The 16,050-nt window shown below is 62.8% G+C and carries 14 protein-coding genes; 6 read left to right on the top strand and 8 right to left on the bottom strand.

Annotation, left to right across the window (positions count from 1 at the left end):
• Window position 1 precedes the first annotated feature (1 nt).
• Window positions 2–2,434, bottom strand: a complete 2,433-nt coding sequence (locus tag NKJ32_RS12360) for a bifunctional diguanylate cyclase/phosphodiesterase (protein ID WP_352827671.1) — start codon at window positions 2,432–2,434, stop codon at window positions 2–4.
• A 298-nt stretch (window positions 2,435–2,732) separates the two neighbouring features.
• Here NKJ32_RS12360 and ugpB point away from each other — a divergent pair, with 298 nt between their 5' ends.
• The 4 genes from ugpB (at window position 2,733) to ugpC (ending at window position 6,941) form a co-directional block, all read left to right on the top strand.
• A complete protein-coding gene (gene ugpB / locus NKJ32_RS12355; protein WP_352754570.1) occupies window positions 2,733–4,043 on the top strand; it encodes a sn-glycerol-3-phosphate ABC transporter substrate-binding protein UgpB in 1,311 nt (436 codons plus the stop codon).
• Between the two features lie 81 nt (window positions 4,044–4,124).
• Entirely contained in the window at window positions 4,125–5,009 is an 885-nt protein-coding gene (gene ugpA / locus NKJ32_RS12350) for a sn-glycerol-3-phosphate ABC transporter permease UgpA (RefSeq protein WP_352754709.1), read from the top strand.
• A gap of 8 nt (window positions 5,010–5,017) precedes the next feature.
• Window positions 5,018–5,866, top strand: coding sequence for a sn-glycerol-3-phosphate ABC transporter permease UgpE (ugpE, locus tag NKJ32_RS12345; protein WP_352827668.1), 849 nt, complete (start codon window positions 5,018–5,020; stop codon window positions 5,864–5,866).
• A 7-nt stretch (window positions 5,867–5,873) separates the two neighbouring features.
• On the top strand, window positions 5,874–6,941 hold the full coding sequence (gene ugpC / locus NKJ32_RS12340; RefSeq protein ID WP_352452447.1) for a sn-glycerol-3-phosphate ABC transporter ATP-binding protein UgpC: 1,068 nt from the start codon (window positions 5,874–5,876) through the stop codon (window positions 6,939–6,941).
• Between the two features lie 22 nt (window positions 6,942–6,963).
• Here the strand turns inward: ugpC and NKJ32_RS12335 are convergent, their stop codons facing one another.
• The 3 genes from NKJ32_RS12335 to NKJ32_RS12325 all read right to left on the bottom strand — a co-directional run bounded on the left by NKJ32_RS12335 (window position 6,964) and on the right by NKJ32_RS12325 (window position 10,803).
• A complete protein-coding gene (locus tag NKJ32_RS12335) occupies window positions 6,964–8,046 on the bottom strand; it encodes an ABC transporter ATP-binding protein (protein ID WP_352577204.1) in 1,083 nt (360 codons plus the stop codon).
• Window positions 8,043–9,626 carry an ABC transporter permease gene (locus NKJ32_RS12330; protein ID WP_352577202.1) on the bottom strand — a complete coding sequence of 528 codons (1,584 nt, stop codon included), beginning with the start codon at window positions 9,624–9,626 and terminating at the stop codon, window positions 8,043–8,045. The genes NKJ32_RS12335 and NKJ32_RS12330 overlap by 4 nt, the downstream gene beginning before the upstream one ends.
• A gap of 169 nt (window positions 9,627–9,795) precedes the next feature.
• Window positions 9,796–10,803: an iron ABC transporter substrate-binding protein gene (locus NKJ32_RS12325; protein ID WP_352754708.1), complete on the bottom strand. Its 1,008-nt coding sequence runs from the start codon at window positions 10,801–10,803 to the stop codon at window positions 9,796–9,798.
• A gap of 202 nt (window positions 10,804–11,005) precedes the next feature.
• Here NKJ32_RS12325 and NKJ32_RS12320 point away from each other — a divergent pair, with 202 nt between their 5' ends.
• Both NKJ32_RS12320 and NKJ32_RS12315 read left to right on the top strand, forming a co-directional pair.
• The gene (locus tag NKJ32_RS12320) at window positions 11,006–11,548 is read left to right on the top strand and encodes a sigma-70 family RNA polymerase sigma factor (RefSeq protein ID WP_352570551.1); all 543 of its coding nucleotides are present in this window, start codon (window positions 11,006–11,008) and stop codon (window positions 11,546–11,548) included.
• Window position 11,549: 1 nt separating this feature from the next.
• The gene (locus tag NKJ32_RS12315; protein WP_352570550.1) at window positions 11,550–12,188 is read left to right on the top strand and encodes an NrsF family protein; all 639 of its coding nucleotides are present in this window, start codon (window positions 11,550–11,552) and stop codon (window positions 12,186–12,188) included.
• Between the two features lie 8 nt (window positions 12,189–12,196).
• Here NKJ32_RS12315 and NKJ32_RS12310 read toward each other — a convergent pair whose 3' ends face one another.
• From NKJ32_RS12310 to NKJ32_RS12295, 4 genes are all read right to left on the bottom strand, one after another.
• On the bottom strand, window positions 12,197–13,075 hold the full coding sequence (locus NKJ32_RS12310; protein WP_352570549.1) for a 3-hydroxybutyryl-CoA dehydrogenase: 879 nt from the start codon (window positions 13,073–13,075) through the stop codon (window positions 12,197–12,199).
• A 114-nt stretch (window positions 13,076–13,189) separates the two neighbouring features.
• On the bottom strand, window positions 13,190–14,119 hold the full coding sequence (locus tag NKJ32_RS12305) for an electron transfer flavoprotein subunit alpha/FixB family protein (protein WP_023677946.1): 930 nt from the start codon (window positions 14,117–14,119) through the stop codon (window positions 13,190–13,192).
• Window positions 14,120–14,274: 155 nt separating this feature from the next.
• Window positions 14,275–15,024: an electron transfer flavoprotein subunit beta/FixA family protein gene (locus NKJ32_RS12300; protein ID WP_023677947.1), complete on the bottom strand. Its 750-nt coding sequence runs from the start codon at window positions 15,022–15,024 to the stop codon at window positions 14,275–14,277.
• A 208-nt stretch (window positions 15,025–15,232) separates the two neighbouring features.
• Window positions 15,233–16,036, bottom strand: coding sequence for a rhomboid family intramembrane serine protease (locus NKJ32_RS12295; RefSeq protein WP_352570548.1), 804 nt, complete (start codon window positions 16,034–16,036; stop codon window positions 15,233–15,235).
• Window positions 16,037–16,050 lie beyond the last annotated feature (14 nt).

Below are 16,050 nucleotides of genomic sequence, written 5' to 3'. Positions count from 1 at the left end.
CTCAGACCGTGCGCAGGCGCGGCTTGAGCACGGCAATGCTTGCGCCGCGTCGGCTGGCGGTGCGGATTGCCGGAGAGGCCACGCCCGTCAGTTCCCCGAATGTCTCGATCGGAGCCGGTTTGCCGAGGTAGTAGCCTTGCCCGATCTCGCAAGCCTCGGCGTCCAGGAACTGCAATTCACCCGGCGTCTCGATACCTTCTGCCAGAACCGGTAGGCCGAGACCGCGTCCAAGCCCCAGCACGGCGCGAACGATCGCCGCGAACTGGGCGTTCTTGTCGACCGATTTGATGAACGACCCGTCGATCTTGATCTTGTCGAAGGGAAAGGCGCTGAGGTTGGACAGCGAAGAATAGCCGGTGCCAAAATCGTCCATCGCCACATGCACGCCAAGCGCCTTGACCTGCCTCAAGGTTGCCAGCGCGCGCGGCATGTCCTTCACCAGGGCCGTTTCGGTGATCTCCAGTTCGAGCCTGCCGGGGGCCAGGCCGGATCTCGTCAATGCGTCGTGCACCTTGCGGCTGAAGTTCGGATTGTGAAGTTGCACGGCGGAGACGTTGACGGCGACCATCAGCGGGTTTGTCCAGCGAGCAGCATCGTTACAAGCCGTCGTCAGCACCCAGTCGCCTATCTGCGCGATAGCGCCACTGTCCTCGGCCACGGGGATGAAAACGGCCGGAGAAATGTCACCCCGCTCAGGGTGCTGCCAACGGACCAGGGCTTCGAAGCCGATCATCCTGCCGCCGCGGATCTCCTTCTGCGGCTGATAGACGAGGTGGAACTCCTTGCGGGCGATCGCCTGGCGCAATTCATGCTCCATCACGCGCTTGTCGCGGGCCGCGGTGCCCATGGCTATCTCGAAAAACCGATAAGTGTCCCTGCCTTCGGTTTTGGCGCGATGGAGTGCCGTGTCGGCATGGCTGATCAGGCCGGCCTGGTCTTCGGCATCCAGCGGAAAGAAGGCGATGCCGATGCTGGCCGAGACGAGGCCGGAGCCGACCGAAACCCTGTTTTCCTCCCGGATCGCCGCCAGCAAGTCCTCGGCTATCCGGCCTGCGGCCAGGGGGTCGGGGAGGTTCGGAGCTATGATGGCAAATTCATCGCCGCCGAGACGCGCGAGCATCTGTCCGTGGCGCGGGATGCCGGAAATGCAGTGCGCCAGCTTCTGCAGCATAGCATCGCCGGCCCCGTGGCCATAGAGGTCGTTGACTTGCTTGAACCGGTCAAGGTCAAGCAGCAGGAGCGCCAGATGTCCATCCTTGCCGCCACGATCCATCGAGGCGAATTCTGCTTCCAGCCGGGAAGAAAAGCTCCGCCGATTGGCAAGCCCGGTAAGCGGATCGAAATGCGCGAGGCGGAGGATCTCTTGTTCTGCCTTCTTGCGCTCACGGATGTCGCGAACGGCAAGCACCGTATGAGGCCTGCCGCAGTAGGTTATTTTCCTGGCGATCAGCTCGACAGGAATTCTCGCCCCGTCGCTGCCTCTTAACTTCGCTTCCTGCGCCTGTTCGCCGAAGCCGGACATATCGGCTGCGCTCTGTCCGTCGAAAAGCTCGCCGAATTGCATCGTGTTCAGGGTGGCTGTCGCTGTTCCGGTCAGCTTCGCCATACTGTCATTGGCGCTGACAATGCGGGTGCCATCGCAAACGATCAGACCTTCCACCGCCGCATTGGCGAGATCGTGCATGCGATCGGCCTCGAGCTTCTGGCGGCGAAAGCGCAGGTCGATCCATAGCGCGGCACCCGATAGCACAAGGATTATCAGGCTGGCGACCGCTGCGGCAAAGGCTTGGGAAATGGGCTCGATGGAATGTTCGGATATTTCAATCGAGGAGTCCGGAATGATCGACACCGCGGCCATCGCGATGAAATGCAAGCTGCAAATCGCCAGCGTCAAAAGCGCGGCGCCGCCGAAAGTCGCGAGCGCTGACGGACGGCGCAAGACGACAAGGAGCGCCAGTGCCGCGAGGGTCACGCCGGCCAGAAGCGATATCGCGACAAGGAGCAGGTTCCATACGACCCAGCCTTCGACCTCGAAAGCTGCCATGCCGATGTAGTGCATCGTCGCGATGGCGCCGCCCAGAATGGCGCCACCGACGAGGAAATGGTCGATGCCGCGGCGCAAGGTGGCGACCCACATCCCAAGCGCGGTCATGATAACGGCGGCGGCAAGCGAAAAGGCGGATAATCCCGGATTGTATGCGTTCGGGATTCCCGGCGTAAACGCGGTCATGGCGATGAAATGCGTCGCCCATATGCCGAACCCGGTCGAGGCCGCGGCGATCATCAGCCAGACAAGCCGGTTTCGCTCGGTCGATCGGCCGACATGCTTAAGGAGATTAACCGCTGAGAAGCAAGAAATTCCACAGACGAGTGCGGCGAGCGCAACCAGTCTCGGATCGTGCTGACTTACAATACAATTATAGACCGTCAGCATCCTGGTTCACTCGGTCTGCCAAAACTAACAGGGGAGGTGTGACTGATTAGCTCTTGGAGATTTTAACGAATGGTTAACCCGCGGGCCATGAGGCGGGTCTTTTCGGGGGAAAACCGACGCGCCGCTGCGCCGAAAAGACGGTGATGTGATTTCTGGCGCCCGGTTTCGGTAGCGAGTGCACTTTAGGAAGGAATGATGTTCATTGATCCGCAATAAAACCGTTGTCCGATTGTCATCAGCGCCACATATTGGCTTTGCGGAAGTGCCCCTTTCGCCAATGACAAACGGGAGATGAAACATGAAGTTCTTCGGCTTTGCGGCCGGTATCGCCGCGACCGTGACCCTGCTTTCCACCACCTCCGCCTTCGCCGTCACGCAGATCAGCTGGTGGCACGCCATGACCGGCGCCAACGCCGAGGTCGTCGCCAAGATCTCCAAGGATTTCAACGCCAGCCAGAGCGACTATGAGCTCGTTCCGGTGTTCAAGGGCACCTATCCGGAGACGCTGAATGCCGGCATCGCTGCCTTTCGTGCCGGGCAAGCGCCCGATATCCTCCAGGTGTTCGACGTCGGCACCGGCGTGATGATGGCGGCCGAGGGTGCGATAAAGCCGGTGGCCGATGTGATGACCGGCGCCGGGATGACTTTCGACAAGAGCCAGTATCTGCCCGGCATCGTCGGCTATTATTCGAAGCCGGACGGCACCATGCTATCGTTCCCCTACAACTCTTCCTCGCCGATCCTCTACTACAACAAGGACATCTTCCAGAAGGCAGGCCTCGACGTGAACAATCCGCCCAAGACGTGGAACGAGGTGTGGGAAGCTGCCAAGAAGATCAAGACGAGCGGCGCCGCCCCTTGCGGCTATACCTCGACCTGGCTGACCTGGATCCACCTGGAGAATTTCGCGGCGTGGAATGACGTGCCTTGGGCCACCCAGCAGAATGGCCTGGCCGGCGGTGATGTCGAACTCAAGATCAATGCGCCGATTTTCGTCAACCACTTCCAGGCGCTCGCTGACCTGGCCAAGGACGGCACATTTAAATATGGCGGGCGCACCTCCGAAGCCAAGCAGATATTCCTCGCCGGCGAATGCGGCATCTTCACCGAATCGTCGGGCGGCCTCGGCGATATCGTCAAGTCCGGCATGAACTATGGCATCGGCCAGCTTCCTTACGACAGTGACGCCAAGAGTGCCCCGCAGAACACGACGCCGGGCGGTGCCAGCCTGTGGGTGTTCGGCAACAAGTCGGACGAGGAATACAAGGGCGTCGCGGCCTTCTTTGCCTATCTGTCCAAGACCGATGTGCAGGAATATCTGCACCAGAAGTCGGGATACCTGCCTGTGACGCTCGCCGCATACGAGGCGACCAAGAAATCAGGCTTCTATGACAAAAACCCCGGCCGCGAGACACCCATCCTGCAGATGACAGGCAAGGCGCCGACCGACAACTCGAAGGGCGTGCGCCTGCCGAATCTGCCGCAGGTGCGTGATATCCAGAATGAGGAGTTGGAGAAGATGCTGGCTGGCCAGCAAACCGCTCAGCAGGCGCTCGACAATGCCGTCGCGCGCGGCAACGTCGCGATCAAGGAAGCGCTGGAGAACTGACGGGATCATCTCGGTTAGTCGGTTGGAATATCGCCCACGCGGGCTCGCGTGGGCGACACCTGGATAGCGAGGGAAATCAGCCTGTCTCCACGCGTCGTCTTTCCCAACAAGATCCTGCCCTACCTGCTGGTGGCGCCACAACTCGCCATCACCCTGGTTTTCTTCTACTGGCCGGCCGGTCAGGCGCTTTGCCAGTCGATGCTCAGGCAAGACCCGTTCGGGCTGAAGAGCAGGTTCGTCTGGTTTGCCAATTTCCGGAAGGTGCTGGCCGATCCGGCCTACCTCAACTCGATCAAGGTCACAGTAGTGTTCTCTCTTGCGACCGCGATCGTTGCCATGGTTGTGGCCCTGCTGCTCGCGGTCATGGCCGAGAAGGCCGTGCGCGGCAAAGGCCTCTACCGCACACTGTTGATATGGCCTTACGCCGTGGCGCCGGCGATTGCCGGCATGCTTTGGCTTTTCCTGTTCAATCCCTCGATCGGCTCGTTGGCCTATTTGCTGAGAAGCCTCGGCATCGTATGGGACCCGCTGCTCAACGGCACCCACGCCATGATCCTGCTGGTGTCGGCTGCTGCCTGGAAGCAGATCAGCTACAACTTCCTGTTCTTCGTCGCCGGCCTGCAGGCGGTGCCGAAAACGCTGATCGAAGCGGCGGCCATGGACGGCGCCGGCGAAACCAAGCGCTTCTGGACCATCGTCTTCCCGCTGCTTGCGCCGACAACCTTTTTCCTGCTGGTCGTCAACACCGTCTATGCCCTGTTCGACACGTTCGGCATCGTTCATGCCGTCACTGGCGGCGGGCCGGGCAAGACGACCGAGACGCTGGTCTACAAGGTCTACAATGACGGCTTCGTCAATCTGATCCTGGGCGATTCGGCGGCGCAGTCGGTCATCCTGATGGCCATCGTCATTGCGCTCACAGCGATCCAGTTCCGCTATGTGGAACGCAAAGTCCATTACGGCTGAGGGCAGCGATGATCGGCCAGTCCCCGTTCCGCACCTTCATCGCCCATGCCGTGCTCATCCTCGGCATATTGATCGTGGCTTTTCCGATCTACTACACCTTCGTTGCCTCGACGCACACGCTGCAAACGATCCTCAGGCCGCCCCTGCCGCTCTTGCCCGGCGGCCAGCTATGGAACAATTACAGCGAGGCGCTGTTCGGCGGCATCGGTCGTATCGGCGGGGTCAGCGTCGGCAGGCTGCTCCTCAACACCACGATCATGGCGCTCGGCGTTGCGGTGGGAAAGATCTTCATCTCGATCCTGTCGGCCTACGCGATCGTGTTCTTTCGCTTTCCGCTGCGCATGACCTTCTTCTGGCTGATCTTCATCACCTTGATGCTTCCAGTCGAGGTGCGCATCCTGCCGACCTACAAGGTGATGGTCGATCTCGGCATGATCGACACCTATGCCGGCCTGATCGTCCCGCTGATCGCCTCGGCCACCGCAACGCTGCTGTTTCGCCAGTTTTTCATGACCATACCGGGCGAATTGGTCGAGGCGGCGCGTGTCGACGGTGCCGGGCCATGGCGCTTCTTTTTCGATATTCTGGTGCCGCTGTCGCGGACAAACATCGCCGCGCTGTTCGTGATCCTCTTCATCTATGGCTGGACGCAGTATCTTTGGCCGCTGCTCGTCACCAACAGCAACGACATGAACACCATCGTCATCGCGCTGAGAAAGATGGTTTCCTTCGCCGATGCCGACACCCAATGGCACCTGGTGATGGTCACGGCAATGCTGGCCATCGTGCCGCCGATCCTGGTGGTCGTGCTGATGCAACGCTGGTTCGTGCGCGGTCTGGTCGAATCCGAAAAGTGAGAAGCTGATGGCGACCGTGGATCTGAAGGATGTCAGGAAAATCTATCCCAGCGGCGTCGAGGCCGTGAAGGGCGTTTCCATCGCCATTCCCGACAAGGAGCTTTGCGTGCTGGTCGGCCCCTCCGGCTGCGGCAAGTCTACGCTGCTGAGGATGATCGCCGGGCTGGAGACGATTTCTGCCGGTACAGTCGCCATCGACGGCAAGGTGGTCAACGCCATTGGCCCGACCGAGCGCGACATCGCCATGGTGTTCCAGAACTACGCGCTCTACCCACATATGAAGGTCTATGACAACATGGCCTATGGCCTGCGCAACCGCGGCACGCCGAATGACGAGATCGACAGCAGGGTACGCTCGACTGCCAAGGTGCTGGAGCTTTCGGCGCTGCTCGACCGGCGCCCGCGCGAGCTTTCCGGCGGTCAGCGCCAGCGCGTCGCCATGGGTCGCGCCATCGTACGCAACCCGAAGGTCTTCCTGTTCGACGAACCGCTGTCCAACCTCGATGCGAAATTGCGCGGGCAGATGCGCATCGAGATCAAGAATCTGCAGCGCTCGCTTGGCGTCACCTCGGTTTATGTCACGCACGACCAGCTTGAGGCGATGACGCTGGCCGACATCCTCGTCGTCATGAACGCCGGCCTGGTCGAGCAGACCGGCGCGCCGCTTGATGTGTACGAGAAACCGGCCTCGACCTTCGTCGCTTCGTTCATAGGCGCACCGCCGATGAATCTGCTGGCGCTCACAGGGGCCTCCCCAAGCTCGGTATTGGCGGACGGTACTGTGATTGGCTTGGCGCCTCGACAGGGCAAGGCAGTGACACTAGGCTTTCGTCCGGAGGACGCCGACATCACCTTCGCGGCAGAGGCGCCGGCCGGCGCGCTCGCGCTGCCGGCAACAGTGGAAGCGGTCGAACCGGTCGGTGCCGAAAGCTTTCTCCATTGCGTGGCAGCCGGCAGCCGCATCGTGGTGCGCGTCTCAGGCCGCGCCAGCGCCAAGCCAGGCGACCAATTGCGCGTCGTGGCTAGGTCCGAAAAGCTGCATTGGTTCGATCAGGCGGGCAAACGGGTCGATTGAAGTCGGCCTTGCGCAAAACCGTTCAGGCAAACACATGCGCCTTGCCCGACACGGTCAGCCGGACGATCTCGCCGATCGCCGGCGCGTCCATGCCCGGCTTGCGCAGGATCAACGGCGTATTGCCGATGGCGGCGGCGTCGGGCGGATCGGGGCTGTTCAACAGACGCACCGCGATGGTGCACATCGAGCCGGCGAACTCCGATTCCGTCACCTCGCCGAACAGCATGTCCGGCGTGCCGGACATGCCTTCACGCGATGTGCGTTTCAGCAACACCTGCTCCGGCCGCAGCATGATGCGAGCGACGTCGCGCCGCTCCGAGCTGTCGACAGCGATGCGGCCGAGCGGCGAGATGGCGAAGCCATCGGCGATCCTTGCCGGCAGGACGATGGCGTCGCCAAGGAACTCGGCGACCATCCTGTCCTTCGGCTTGAAATAGAGCTCGCGCGGCGTGCCGACCTGCGAGAATTTGCCGTCGCGCATCACCGCGACCTGGCTGGCGAATGACAGCGCCTCGGCCTGGTCGTGGGTGACCAGGATGGTGGTGATGCCGGCGGTTTCAAGGAGCTCGGCCACGGCCTTGCGCATCGAGGCGCGCAGGCCGGTGTCGAGCGCCGAGAACGGCTCGTCGAGCAGCATCAGCCGCGGCTTCATGGCCATGGCGCGGGCGAGCGCGACGCGCTGCTGCTGGCCACCGGACAGTTCGTGCGGACGGCGCTTCAGGATACCTTTGTCCAGCCCGACGACATAGGCGAGCTCGGCGATGCGCTCACTGCGCTTTTCCTCGTGACGCCCCATGCCGAAGCCGATATTGGCGGCGATGCTCAGATGCGGGAATAGAGCGCCGTCCTGCGCCACCAGCCCGATGCCGCGGCGATGCGCCGGCACGGCCGTGTCGCCATCGGCCAGCACCTCGCCATCAAGCACGATGCGGCCCTGGTCCGGCGCCTCGAAGCCGGCGATCAGCCGCAGCAAGGTGGTCTTGCCGCAACCGGACGGCCCGACGACAGCCGTACGGCTGCCGCTGGCCACGCTGAGGTCGACGCCGGCAAGTGCTGCGACCGGCCCGTAGTGCTTGTGGATGCCGCTCAGCTCGAGAAAGCTCATCGCCCGGCCATCCGCTTCGACTGGACGTAGAGCAACCAGGTCAAAGGCAGCGACATCGCCACCATGATCAGGGCATAAGGCGCCGCCGACGCATAGTCGATCTCGCCGCTATAGGACCAGAACGCCATGGCCAGCGTGCGGGTGCCGTTGGGCGCCAGCATCTGGGTTGCGGTCAATTCGTTCATGATACCCAGCGCGACCAACGCCATGCCGGCTGCGGCGCCCGGCGCCGACAGGCGGATGGTCGTCGACCACAGCGCCTTGAGCGGCGACCGGCCGAGGCTGGAGGCGGCGCGTTCGAGCTCGACCGGCGCCTGTGCGATCGACGCCCTGAGGCTAATCAGGGCGCGCGGCAGGAACATCAGCGCATAGGCGACCAGGATGGTGAACAGGGTCTGGTAGAGCGGCATGGCGATACGCACGGCGATGGTGACCAGCGCCAGGGCGATGACAACGCCGGGCAACGCGCCGACGATATAGTTGCAGCCCTCCAGGACGCGTTGCAGCCGCCCCGGCGCGCGGATCGAAATCCACGCCATCGGCATTGCCGCGACGGTGGCGAGCAGCGCGCCGGCAATTGCTAGGAACAGCGTTTGGCCAAGCGCCAGGCCGATCTCGTCGAGCCGCCAGACATCGGCGCCGCCGGCCATGAGCCAGCGGCCGATAGTGGCGAACGGCACGCCGAGCGCCAGCAGCGTGGTAATGGCAGGCAGCAGCAGGCAAGGAATGGTGGCGCGCCCAAGGCCCGTGCGCTGCTGCTGGCGCGCAGCACCCGAACCGACGCGGGCATAGCGCTCCTCGCCGCGCACCAGCACCTCCAGCCCGAGCAGCACAAGGCAGCAGGTCACCAGCACGCCGGCCAGCATGTTGGCGGCGGGACCGTTGAAGGTCGACTGGAACTGGTCGACGATCGCGGTGGTGAAGGTGTCGAAGCGGATGAAGACATAGAGCCCGTATTCGGCCAGGAGATGCAGGCCGACCAGCAGGGAGCCGCCGCAAATGGCGAGCCGGAGCTGCGGCAGCACGACACGCCTGAACACACGCCACGGGCCGAGACCAAGGGCTGCCGCTGCATCCTCGAGAGCGGGATCGAGCCGGCGCAATGCCGCCGCCACCGGCAGATAAAGGAAGGGGAAATAGGCGATGACCGACACAAGCACGCCGGCCCACAGGCCGTGCAGTCTGGGCACCATGGTGACCCAGGCGTAACTGTGGACGAACGCCGGAATGGCGAGCGGCGCCACCGACAGCCAGGCCCATAGGCGGGCACCCGGCAGATCGCTGCGCTCGGTCAGCCAGGCCAGCATGACCGACAGCACGATCGAGATCGGCACCGCCAACACCACCAGCAGGCTGGTGTTGACCAGAAGTTCGCCGACGCGCGGCCTGAACACCAGCGCCGCCACCGTTTCCCAGCCGGTCTGCACCGCCACCCAGACGATGAAGGCAAGCGGCAGCAGCGCGAAAAGCGAGACAAAGACGGCAGCCAACGCAATCCATGAGACCGACCAACGACGTGCCCGCACGGCCGTGGCGTCGGCCGGCAAGCCTGGGCGTGCGAGATCGATCGCGGATTGCATCAGATCAGACGTTGCGCCAGCTCCGCCCGGAGGCGGAAACGATCGGCGGCGGATAATCTCGCGGGTAGCTTGTGGTCATAGGCAAATGCCATCTTGAAAACAGAGCGCTCCTGTGGAAAGCGAATTCCCACAGGAGCGCAGTCGGTTGCCCTTTTAGGACGAACGCCGGCTAAAGCAAGCCGGCCGCCGTCATCAGGTCGGTCACCTTTTTCGAGTTCAGCGTCGTCGGGTCGACTTTCGGCGCCTGCAGATCGGCCAGCGGCACCAGCTTCGGATTGGACTCGGCGCCCTTGCCGACTGCGTATTCGAACGAATCGCCTGTTTTCAGCACGTCCTGGCCGCCATTGCCGGTGACCCATTTCAGGAAAGCCTGCGCTTCCTTCGGGTGCTTGCTCGAGGCCAGCACGCCGCCGCCGGAAATCGAGACGAAACCACCGGGATCCTGATGCTTGAAATAGTGCAACTCGACGTTCTTGCTGTTCTCGCCGGTCTTGGCCTGATCGCCGTAGTAGTAATAGTGATAGATCACGCCGCCTTCGACCTCGCCGGCATTGACCGCCTTCATCACCGTGCTGTTGCCCTTATAGGTGGTAAAATTCTCCTTCATCGCCTTCAGCCATTCGGCCGTCGCCGCCTCACCCTTGAGCTGCAGAAGCGCGCTGACGATCGCCTGGAAATCGGCGCCGGAGGGCGAAGCGGCCCAGCGGCCCTTCCAGCTCGGATCGGCGAGATCGAGCAGCGATTTGGGCAGCTGGTCGGCGCTCAGCTTGGTCTTGTTGTAGGCAAAGACGGTGCTGCGCGCGGCGACGCCGACCCATTTGCCGCTCGCCGGCTGGTACTCCTGCGGAACCTGGGCCAGCGTCTCGGTGCCGACCGGTGCGAACAGGCCGGCCGCCTCGACTAATGCCATGGCCGGCGAATTCTCCGTCAGGAATACATCGGCGGGCGAAGCGGTGCCTTCCGCAACGATCTGATTGGAGAAATCGCTGTCGCCGCCATTGCGGACGGTAACCTTGATGCCGGTTTCCTTGGTGAATCCCTCCGCCCAGGCCTTGGTCAGGTTTTCGTGCTGGGCGTTGTAGACGACGATGCCCTCGTCCTCTGCTATTGCCGGGCCGGCGATCAGGCTGATTGCAAGTGCTGTCGCACCGGCAAGGGCGGAAAGAGCATATTTCATGGCGTCGTCCTCGATTTCGATGGTCTTTGGCTTGGCACGCTGCACCTACCAATACCTGACTGGTGCAGTCAACATTGCTGGCCCACTCAATCGCTCAAAAGGAGCAAACTTTCGTGATGCTCAGCTAATTTGCCTTGGACATTATTTCGCCGGCCCCGTAACAAATCAGCGCCGAGACGCGAATATCGGGGAGTGAACTCTTGTGAGCGGCAAGGACGAAGCCGAGCTTTCACGCCTGCTGCGGGCCGCGATCGCCGGAGACGAAAGGGCCTATGCCGACTTTCTGCACCGGATCGCCGCGCTCGTTCGTGGCTTTGCCCGGCGCAAGATCGTGCAGGGCGGGGTGGATCCCGAGGATGTCGTGCAGGAAACCTTGCTGGCCATTCATGTGAAACGACACACCTGGCGCCATGATGCGCCGGTGCTGCCTTGGGTCTATGCAATAGCCCGCTTCAAGCTGATCGATGCGTTCCGGCGGCGCGGTCGGCGGATCGAGATCGAGATCGACGAAATCGCCGAGACCTTTGCCGAGCCGGAATCGGAGACGGTGAGCGAGCGCGACATCAACCGGGCGCTCGACAGCCTGTCGCCGGCACAGCGTTCCGTCGTCTCGGCCGTATCGGTCGAAGGCCGGTCAATCGGTGAGACCGCGGCCAAATTCGGCATCAGCGAGACGGCTGTGCGGGTGTCACTGCACCGCGGGCTTGCCGCCATTGCCAAACGGTTCAGGGCGGGGCGGGAATAACATGAGGACCGAAGATCTCATCAAGGCGCTCGACGCCGATGCCCGCAGCAAGGCGCTGCCGCTAGGCACCACCTGGTGGCTTGCCACCGGCGCGGCCATCGTGATCGCGGCCGCGGTTTTCTGGCTGACGATCGGCCCGCGCCCCGACATTGCGATCGCCATGCACACGATGCGGTTCCTGTCCAAATTCGTCTTCACGATTGCTCTTGCCGCCAGCGCCTTTGTCCTGGTGCGTGGGCTGTCGACGCCCGGTGCATCGACCGGCCGGGCGGTGAGCTGGATGGTCGCCGCGCCGCTGCTGGTGATTGTGGCTGTGATTCTCGAACTCTTCGCCGTGCCTGCGTCCGACTGGGGCACGCGCCTGGTCGGCACGAACATGGTCATCTGCATGACCTTCATTCCGTTGATCGGGATCGGCCCGCTTGCCGTCTTTCTCGCGGTGCTGCGCCATGGCGCGCCGACAAGGCCGGTGCTTGCCGGTGCGGCCGCGGGCCTGCTTGCCGGCGGGCTGGCGGCGACCTTCTATGCGGCGCATTGCTTCGACGATTCGCCGCTTTTCGTCGGCACCTGGTATACGATCGCGGTCGCCATCCTTGCCGTGCTCGGGGCGCTCGGCGGACGACTTTATGTGCGCTGGTAGCGAGGCGATCAGCGTGTCGGAACGGGATGCTCGCCGCGATAGTCGTAGAAGCCGCGCCCGGTCTTGCGGCCGAGCCAGCCGGCCTCGACATATTTGACCAGCAGCGGGCAGGGGCGGTATTTCGAATCCGACAGCCCGTCATGCAGCACCTGCATGATCGACAGGCAGGTATCGAGCCCGATGAAATCGGCAAGCTGCAGCGGCCCCATCGGATGGTTGGCGCCGAGCTTCATGGCGGTATCGATGGCGTCGACCGAGCCGACACCTTCATAGAGCGTGTAGATCGCCTCGTTGATCATCGGCAGCAGGATGCGGTTGACGATGAAGGCCGGGAAATCCTCCGAGACGGTGATCGTCTTGTCGAGCTGCTTCACGTAGGTTTTTGCCGCCTCGAAGGTCTGGTCCTCGGTGGCGATGCCGCGCACCAGTTCGACCAGTTTCATCACCGGAACCGGATTCATGAAATGTATGCCGATGAAGCGTTCCGGCCGGTCGGTCTGCGAAGCCAGCCGTGTGATCGAGATCGATGATGTGTTCGTCGCCAGGATGGCCTCGGGGTTGAGCTGCGGGCAGAGCTGGGCATAGATCTTGCGCTTGACCGTCTCGTCCTCGGTCGCTGCTTCGATCACCAGATCGGCGCCCGCAAGGTCGGCCATGACCGGTGCCGCCGAAATGCGCGCCATCGCCTCATTGCGCAGCTTTTCCTCGAGTTTGCCGGAGCCGACCTGACGGGCCATGTTGCCGCTGATCGTAGCGATGCCCTTTTCGATGCGGTCGGGCGAAATATCGTAAACCAGCACCTTATAGCCCGCCAGCGCCGACACATGGGCGATGCCGCCACCCATCTGGCCCGCGCCGATGATGCCGATCGTCTCGATCTTGCTCATTACCCGATCCCGTCGAGGCCTTTGCGGCCCGTTTTTTGTGCAGTGCAAACTAAAAGGGCGGGGCGACTTCGTCTACCCCACCCCTCAGAATTTAATACGCTTTGGCAGAAGGCGTCAAAGCGCCTTTTGCAGTTCCGGCAGAATGACGAAGAGATCGCCGACGAGACCGTAGTCGGCGACCTGGAAGATCGGCGCTTCCTCGTCCTTGTTGATGGCAACGATCACCTTCGAATCCTTCATGCCGGCAAGGTGCTGGATGGCACCGGAGATGCCGACGGCAATATAAAGGTCGGGCGCTACCACCTTGCCGGTCTGGCCGACCTGCCAGTCGTTCGGCGCATAGCCGGCATCGACGGCGGCGCGAGATGCGCCAACCGCCGCACCGAGCTTGTCGGCGACCGGCAGGATGACCTCCTGGAACTTCTCGGAGGAGCCCAGCGCACGGCCGCCCGAGATGATGATCTTGGCCGAGGTCAGCTCCGGACGGTCGGTCTCGGAGAGCTTGTTCTCGACAAAGCTCGACAGGCCGGGATTGGCCGCCGCCTGGACCGTCTCGACCGGCGCGGAACCGCCCTCGGGTGCTGCCTGGAAGGAAGCGGTACGCACCGTGATGACCTTCTTGGCGTCACTGGACTGCACCGTCTGGATGGCGTTGCCGGCATAGATCGGCCGCTTGAAGGTGTCGGGCGACACGACTTCGATGATTTCAGATATCTGGGCGACATCGAGCAGCGCTGCCACGCGGGGCGCGACGTTCTTGCCCGACGAGGTCGCCGGCGCGATGATCGTCTCGTATGGCTCAGCAAGCGAAACGACGAGTGCCGCCAGCGGTTCGGCGAGACGCTCGGTCAGTTCGTCGGCGTCGGCGAGCAGCACCTTGGTGACGCCCTTGAGCTTGGCGGCGGCATCCGCTGCCGGCTTGGCACCTTTGCCGGCAACCAGCACATGCACGTCCGAACCGATCTGCAGCGCCGCCGAAAGCGCCTTGGCGGTCTGGTCGGAAAGCGCAGCGTTGTCGTGTTCGGCAATCAGAAGAATAGCCATGATGTTTTCCTGACTTTCGTCTTCGAGGCTCCTGAAATCCGGTCAGGCCGAGTCGAAAACGGTTGGTTTCGAGAACCGGAGCGGAGCGTACTTCAGTACGTGAGCACCGGAAGCGGAGAAACCGGCCGTTTGCAGGCCGGCCTCATCGGATTTCCTTAGAGCACGCCGGCTTCGTTCTTCAGCTTGTCTACCAGTTCGGCGACGCTCTTGACCTTGACGCCCGCCTTGCGGCCGCCCGGCTCCTCGGTCTTGATCACTTTAAGCCGCGGCTTGACGTCGGCGCCGTAATCGGCAGGGCTCTTCTCGTCGAGCGGCTTCTTCTTGGCCTTCATGATGTTGGGCAGAGACGCGTAGCGTGGCTGGTTCAGCCGCAAATCGGCCGTGACGATCGCCGGCATCTTCAGTTCCAGCGTCTGCAGGCCGCCATCGACCTCGCGCGTCACCGTGGCCTTGTCACCGTCGAGCACGATCTTGGAGGCGAAGGTGCCCTGCGCCCAGCCGAGAAGTGCGGCCAGCATCTGGCCGGTCTGGTTGGAATCGTCGTCGATCGCCTGCTTGCCGAGAATGACAAGGCCGGGCTGTTCTGCCTCGACGACGCCCTTCAGCACCTTGGCGACGCCCAGCGGCTCAGTCTGCTCGTCGGTCTTGACCAGGATGGCGCGGTCGGCGCCCATGGCGAGCGCCGTGCGCAAGGTCTCCTGTGCCTGCTGCGGCCCGATCGACACGACGATGATCTCTTCGGCCTTGCCAGCTTCCTTCAGCCGGATCGCCTCTTCGACCGCGATCTCGTCGAACGGGTTCATCGCCATCTTGACGTTGGCGAGTTCCACCGCCGAACCGTCCGCCTTAACCCGGACCTTGACGTTCGCATCCACAACCCGCTTCACGGGCACAAGGATCTTCATTTGCCTGTCACCTCTTTCACGATAGTCTCTTCACGCTCGTCGGGCGCGCTATAGCAGCGTGCACCTCTTCAGAGTTGTCGAAAGCCGACATTCCGGACGGAATTCTGGTCTTCGCCACGCCAGTAGGGTGGCGCTTCCGTAGTTGCGGCGACCCCGCGCGTCAATATCCGGGGCGCACTCGGATCCTCGGCGAAGCACTCAAATCGGTTCAGTCCGGACCGGAAACGGTCCCCCGGCCCCAGCGCGGCGCCGGCTGCGCAGGTTGTGGGTCGCTTGGCGCCGGCTCCACGGCTACGGGCACCGGACCGGCGACCACGGCCGGCTCCTCGTCTGCGCCGGCGAGTAGCGGTACGCCGCGGCTGCGCAAGACAAGCACCAGCACGGCTCCAGCGATGATGCCGCCGATATGGCAGGCCCAGGAAACCTGATCCTCGCCCCCCTGGGCGAACATGAAGATCTGGAACAGGATCCACAGGATCAGCGGGATGAAGGCCGGGATGCGCAACGGGATGCGCGCGAAGACCAGCACCCATACCTTCACCCGCGGATAAAGGATCAGATAGGCGGCGACCACACCGGCGATGGCGCCCGACGCGCCAATCAGCGGCACCGGCGAATCCCAGGCAACCAGACCCTGGAAGAAAGCGCCGGCGATGGCGCAAAGCAGGTAGAAGACGAGGTAGCGGACATGGCCGAGTGCATCCTCGACATTGTCGCCGAACACCCACAGGAACAGCATGTTGCCGCCGAGGTGGAAGATATCCGCGTGCAGGAAGGAATAGGTCAGATAGCTCAGGCTCTCCGGAATGACGACAAATTGCGGAGCGAGCTCGACGCTGTCATGCACAACCGACGGGATGAAACCGAGGCCCAGCACCGCGGCGTTGGCGAAATCCTCGCCGCCCAGTGTGGTGACAAAGTAGATCAGCACGTTGAGCGCGATCAGGCTGATCGTCACATATTGCAGCTTGATGTGCCGCAGCCGGTTGGTGTCGTAAAGCGGGATGAACATCGGGCCTCTCCCGC

The sequence above is a fragment of the Mesorhizobium sp. M0159 genome, from assembly GCF_040322295.1.
GTDB lineage: Bacteria > Pseudomonadota > Alphaproteobacteria > Rhizobiales > Rhizobiaceae > Mesorhizobium.
The sequence above is the reverse complement of the archived record's forward strand: the minus strand, read 5'-3'. Positions and strand labels throughout refer to the sequence as shown.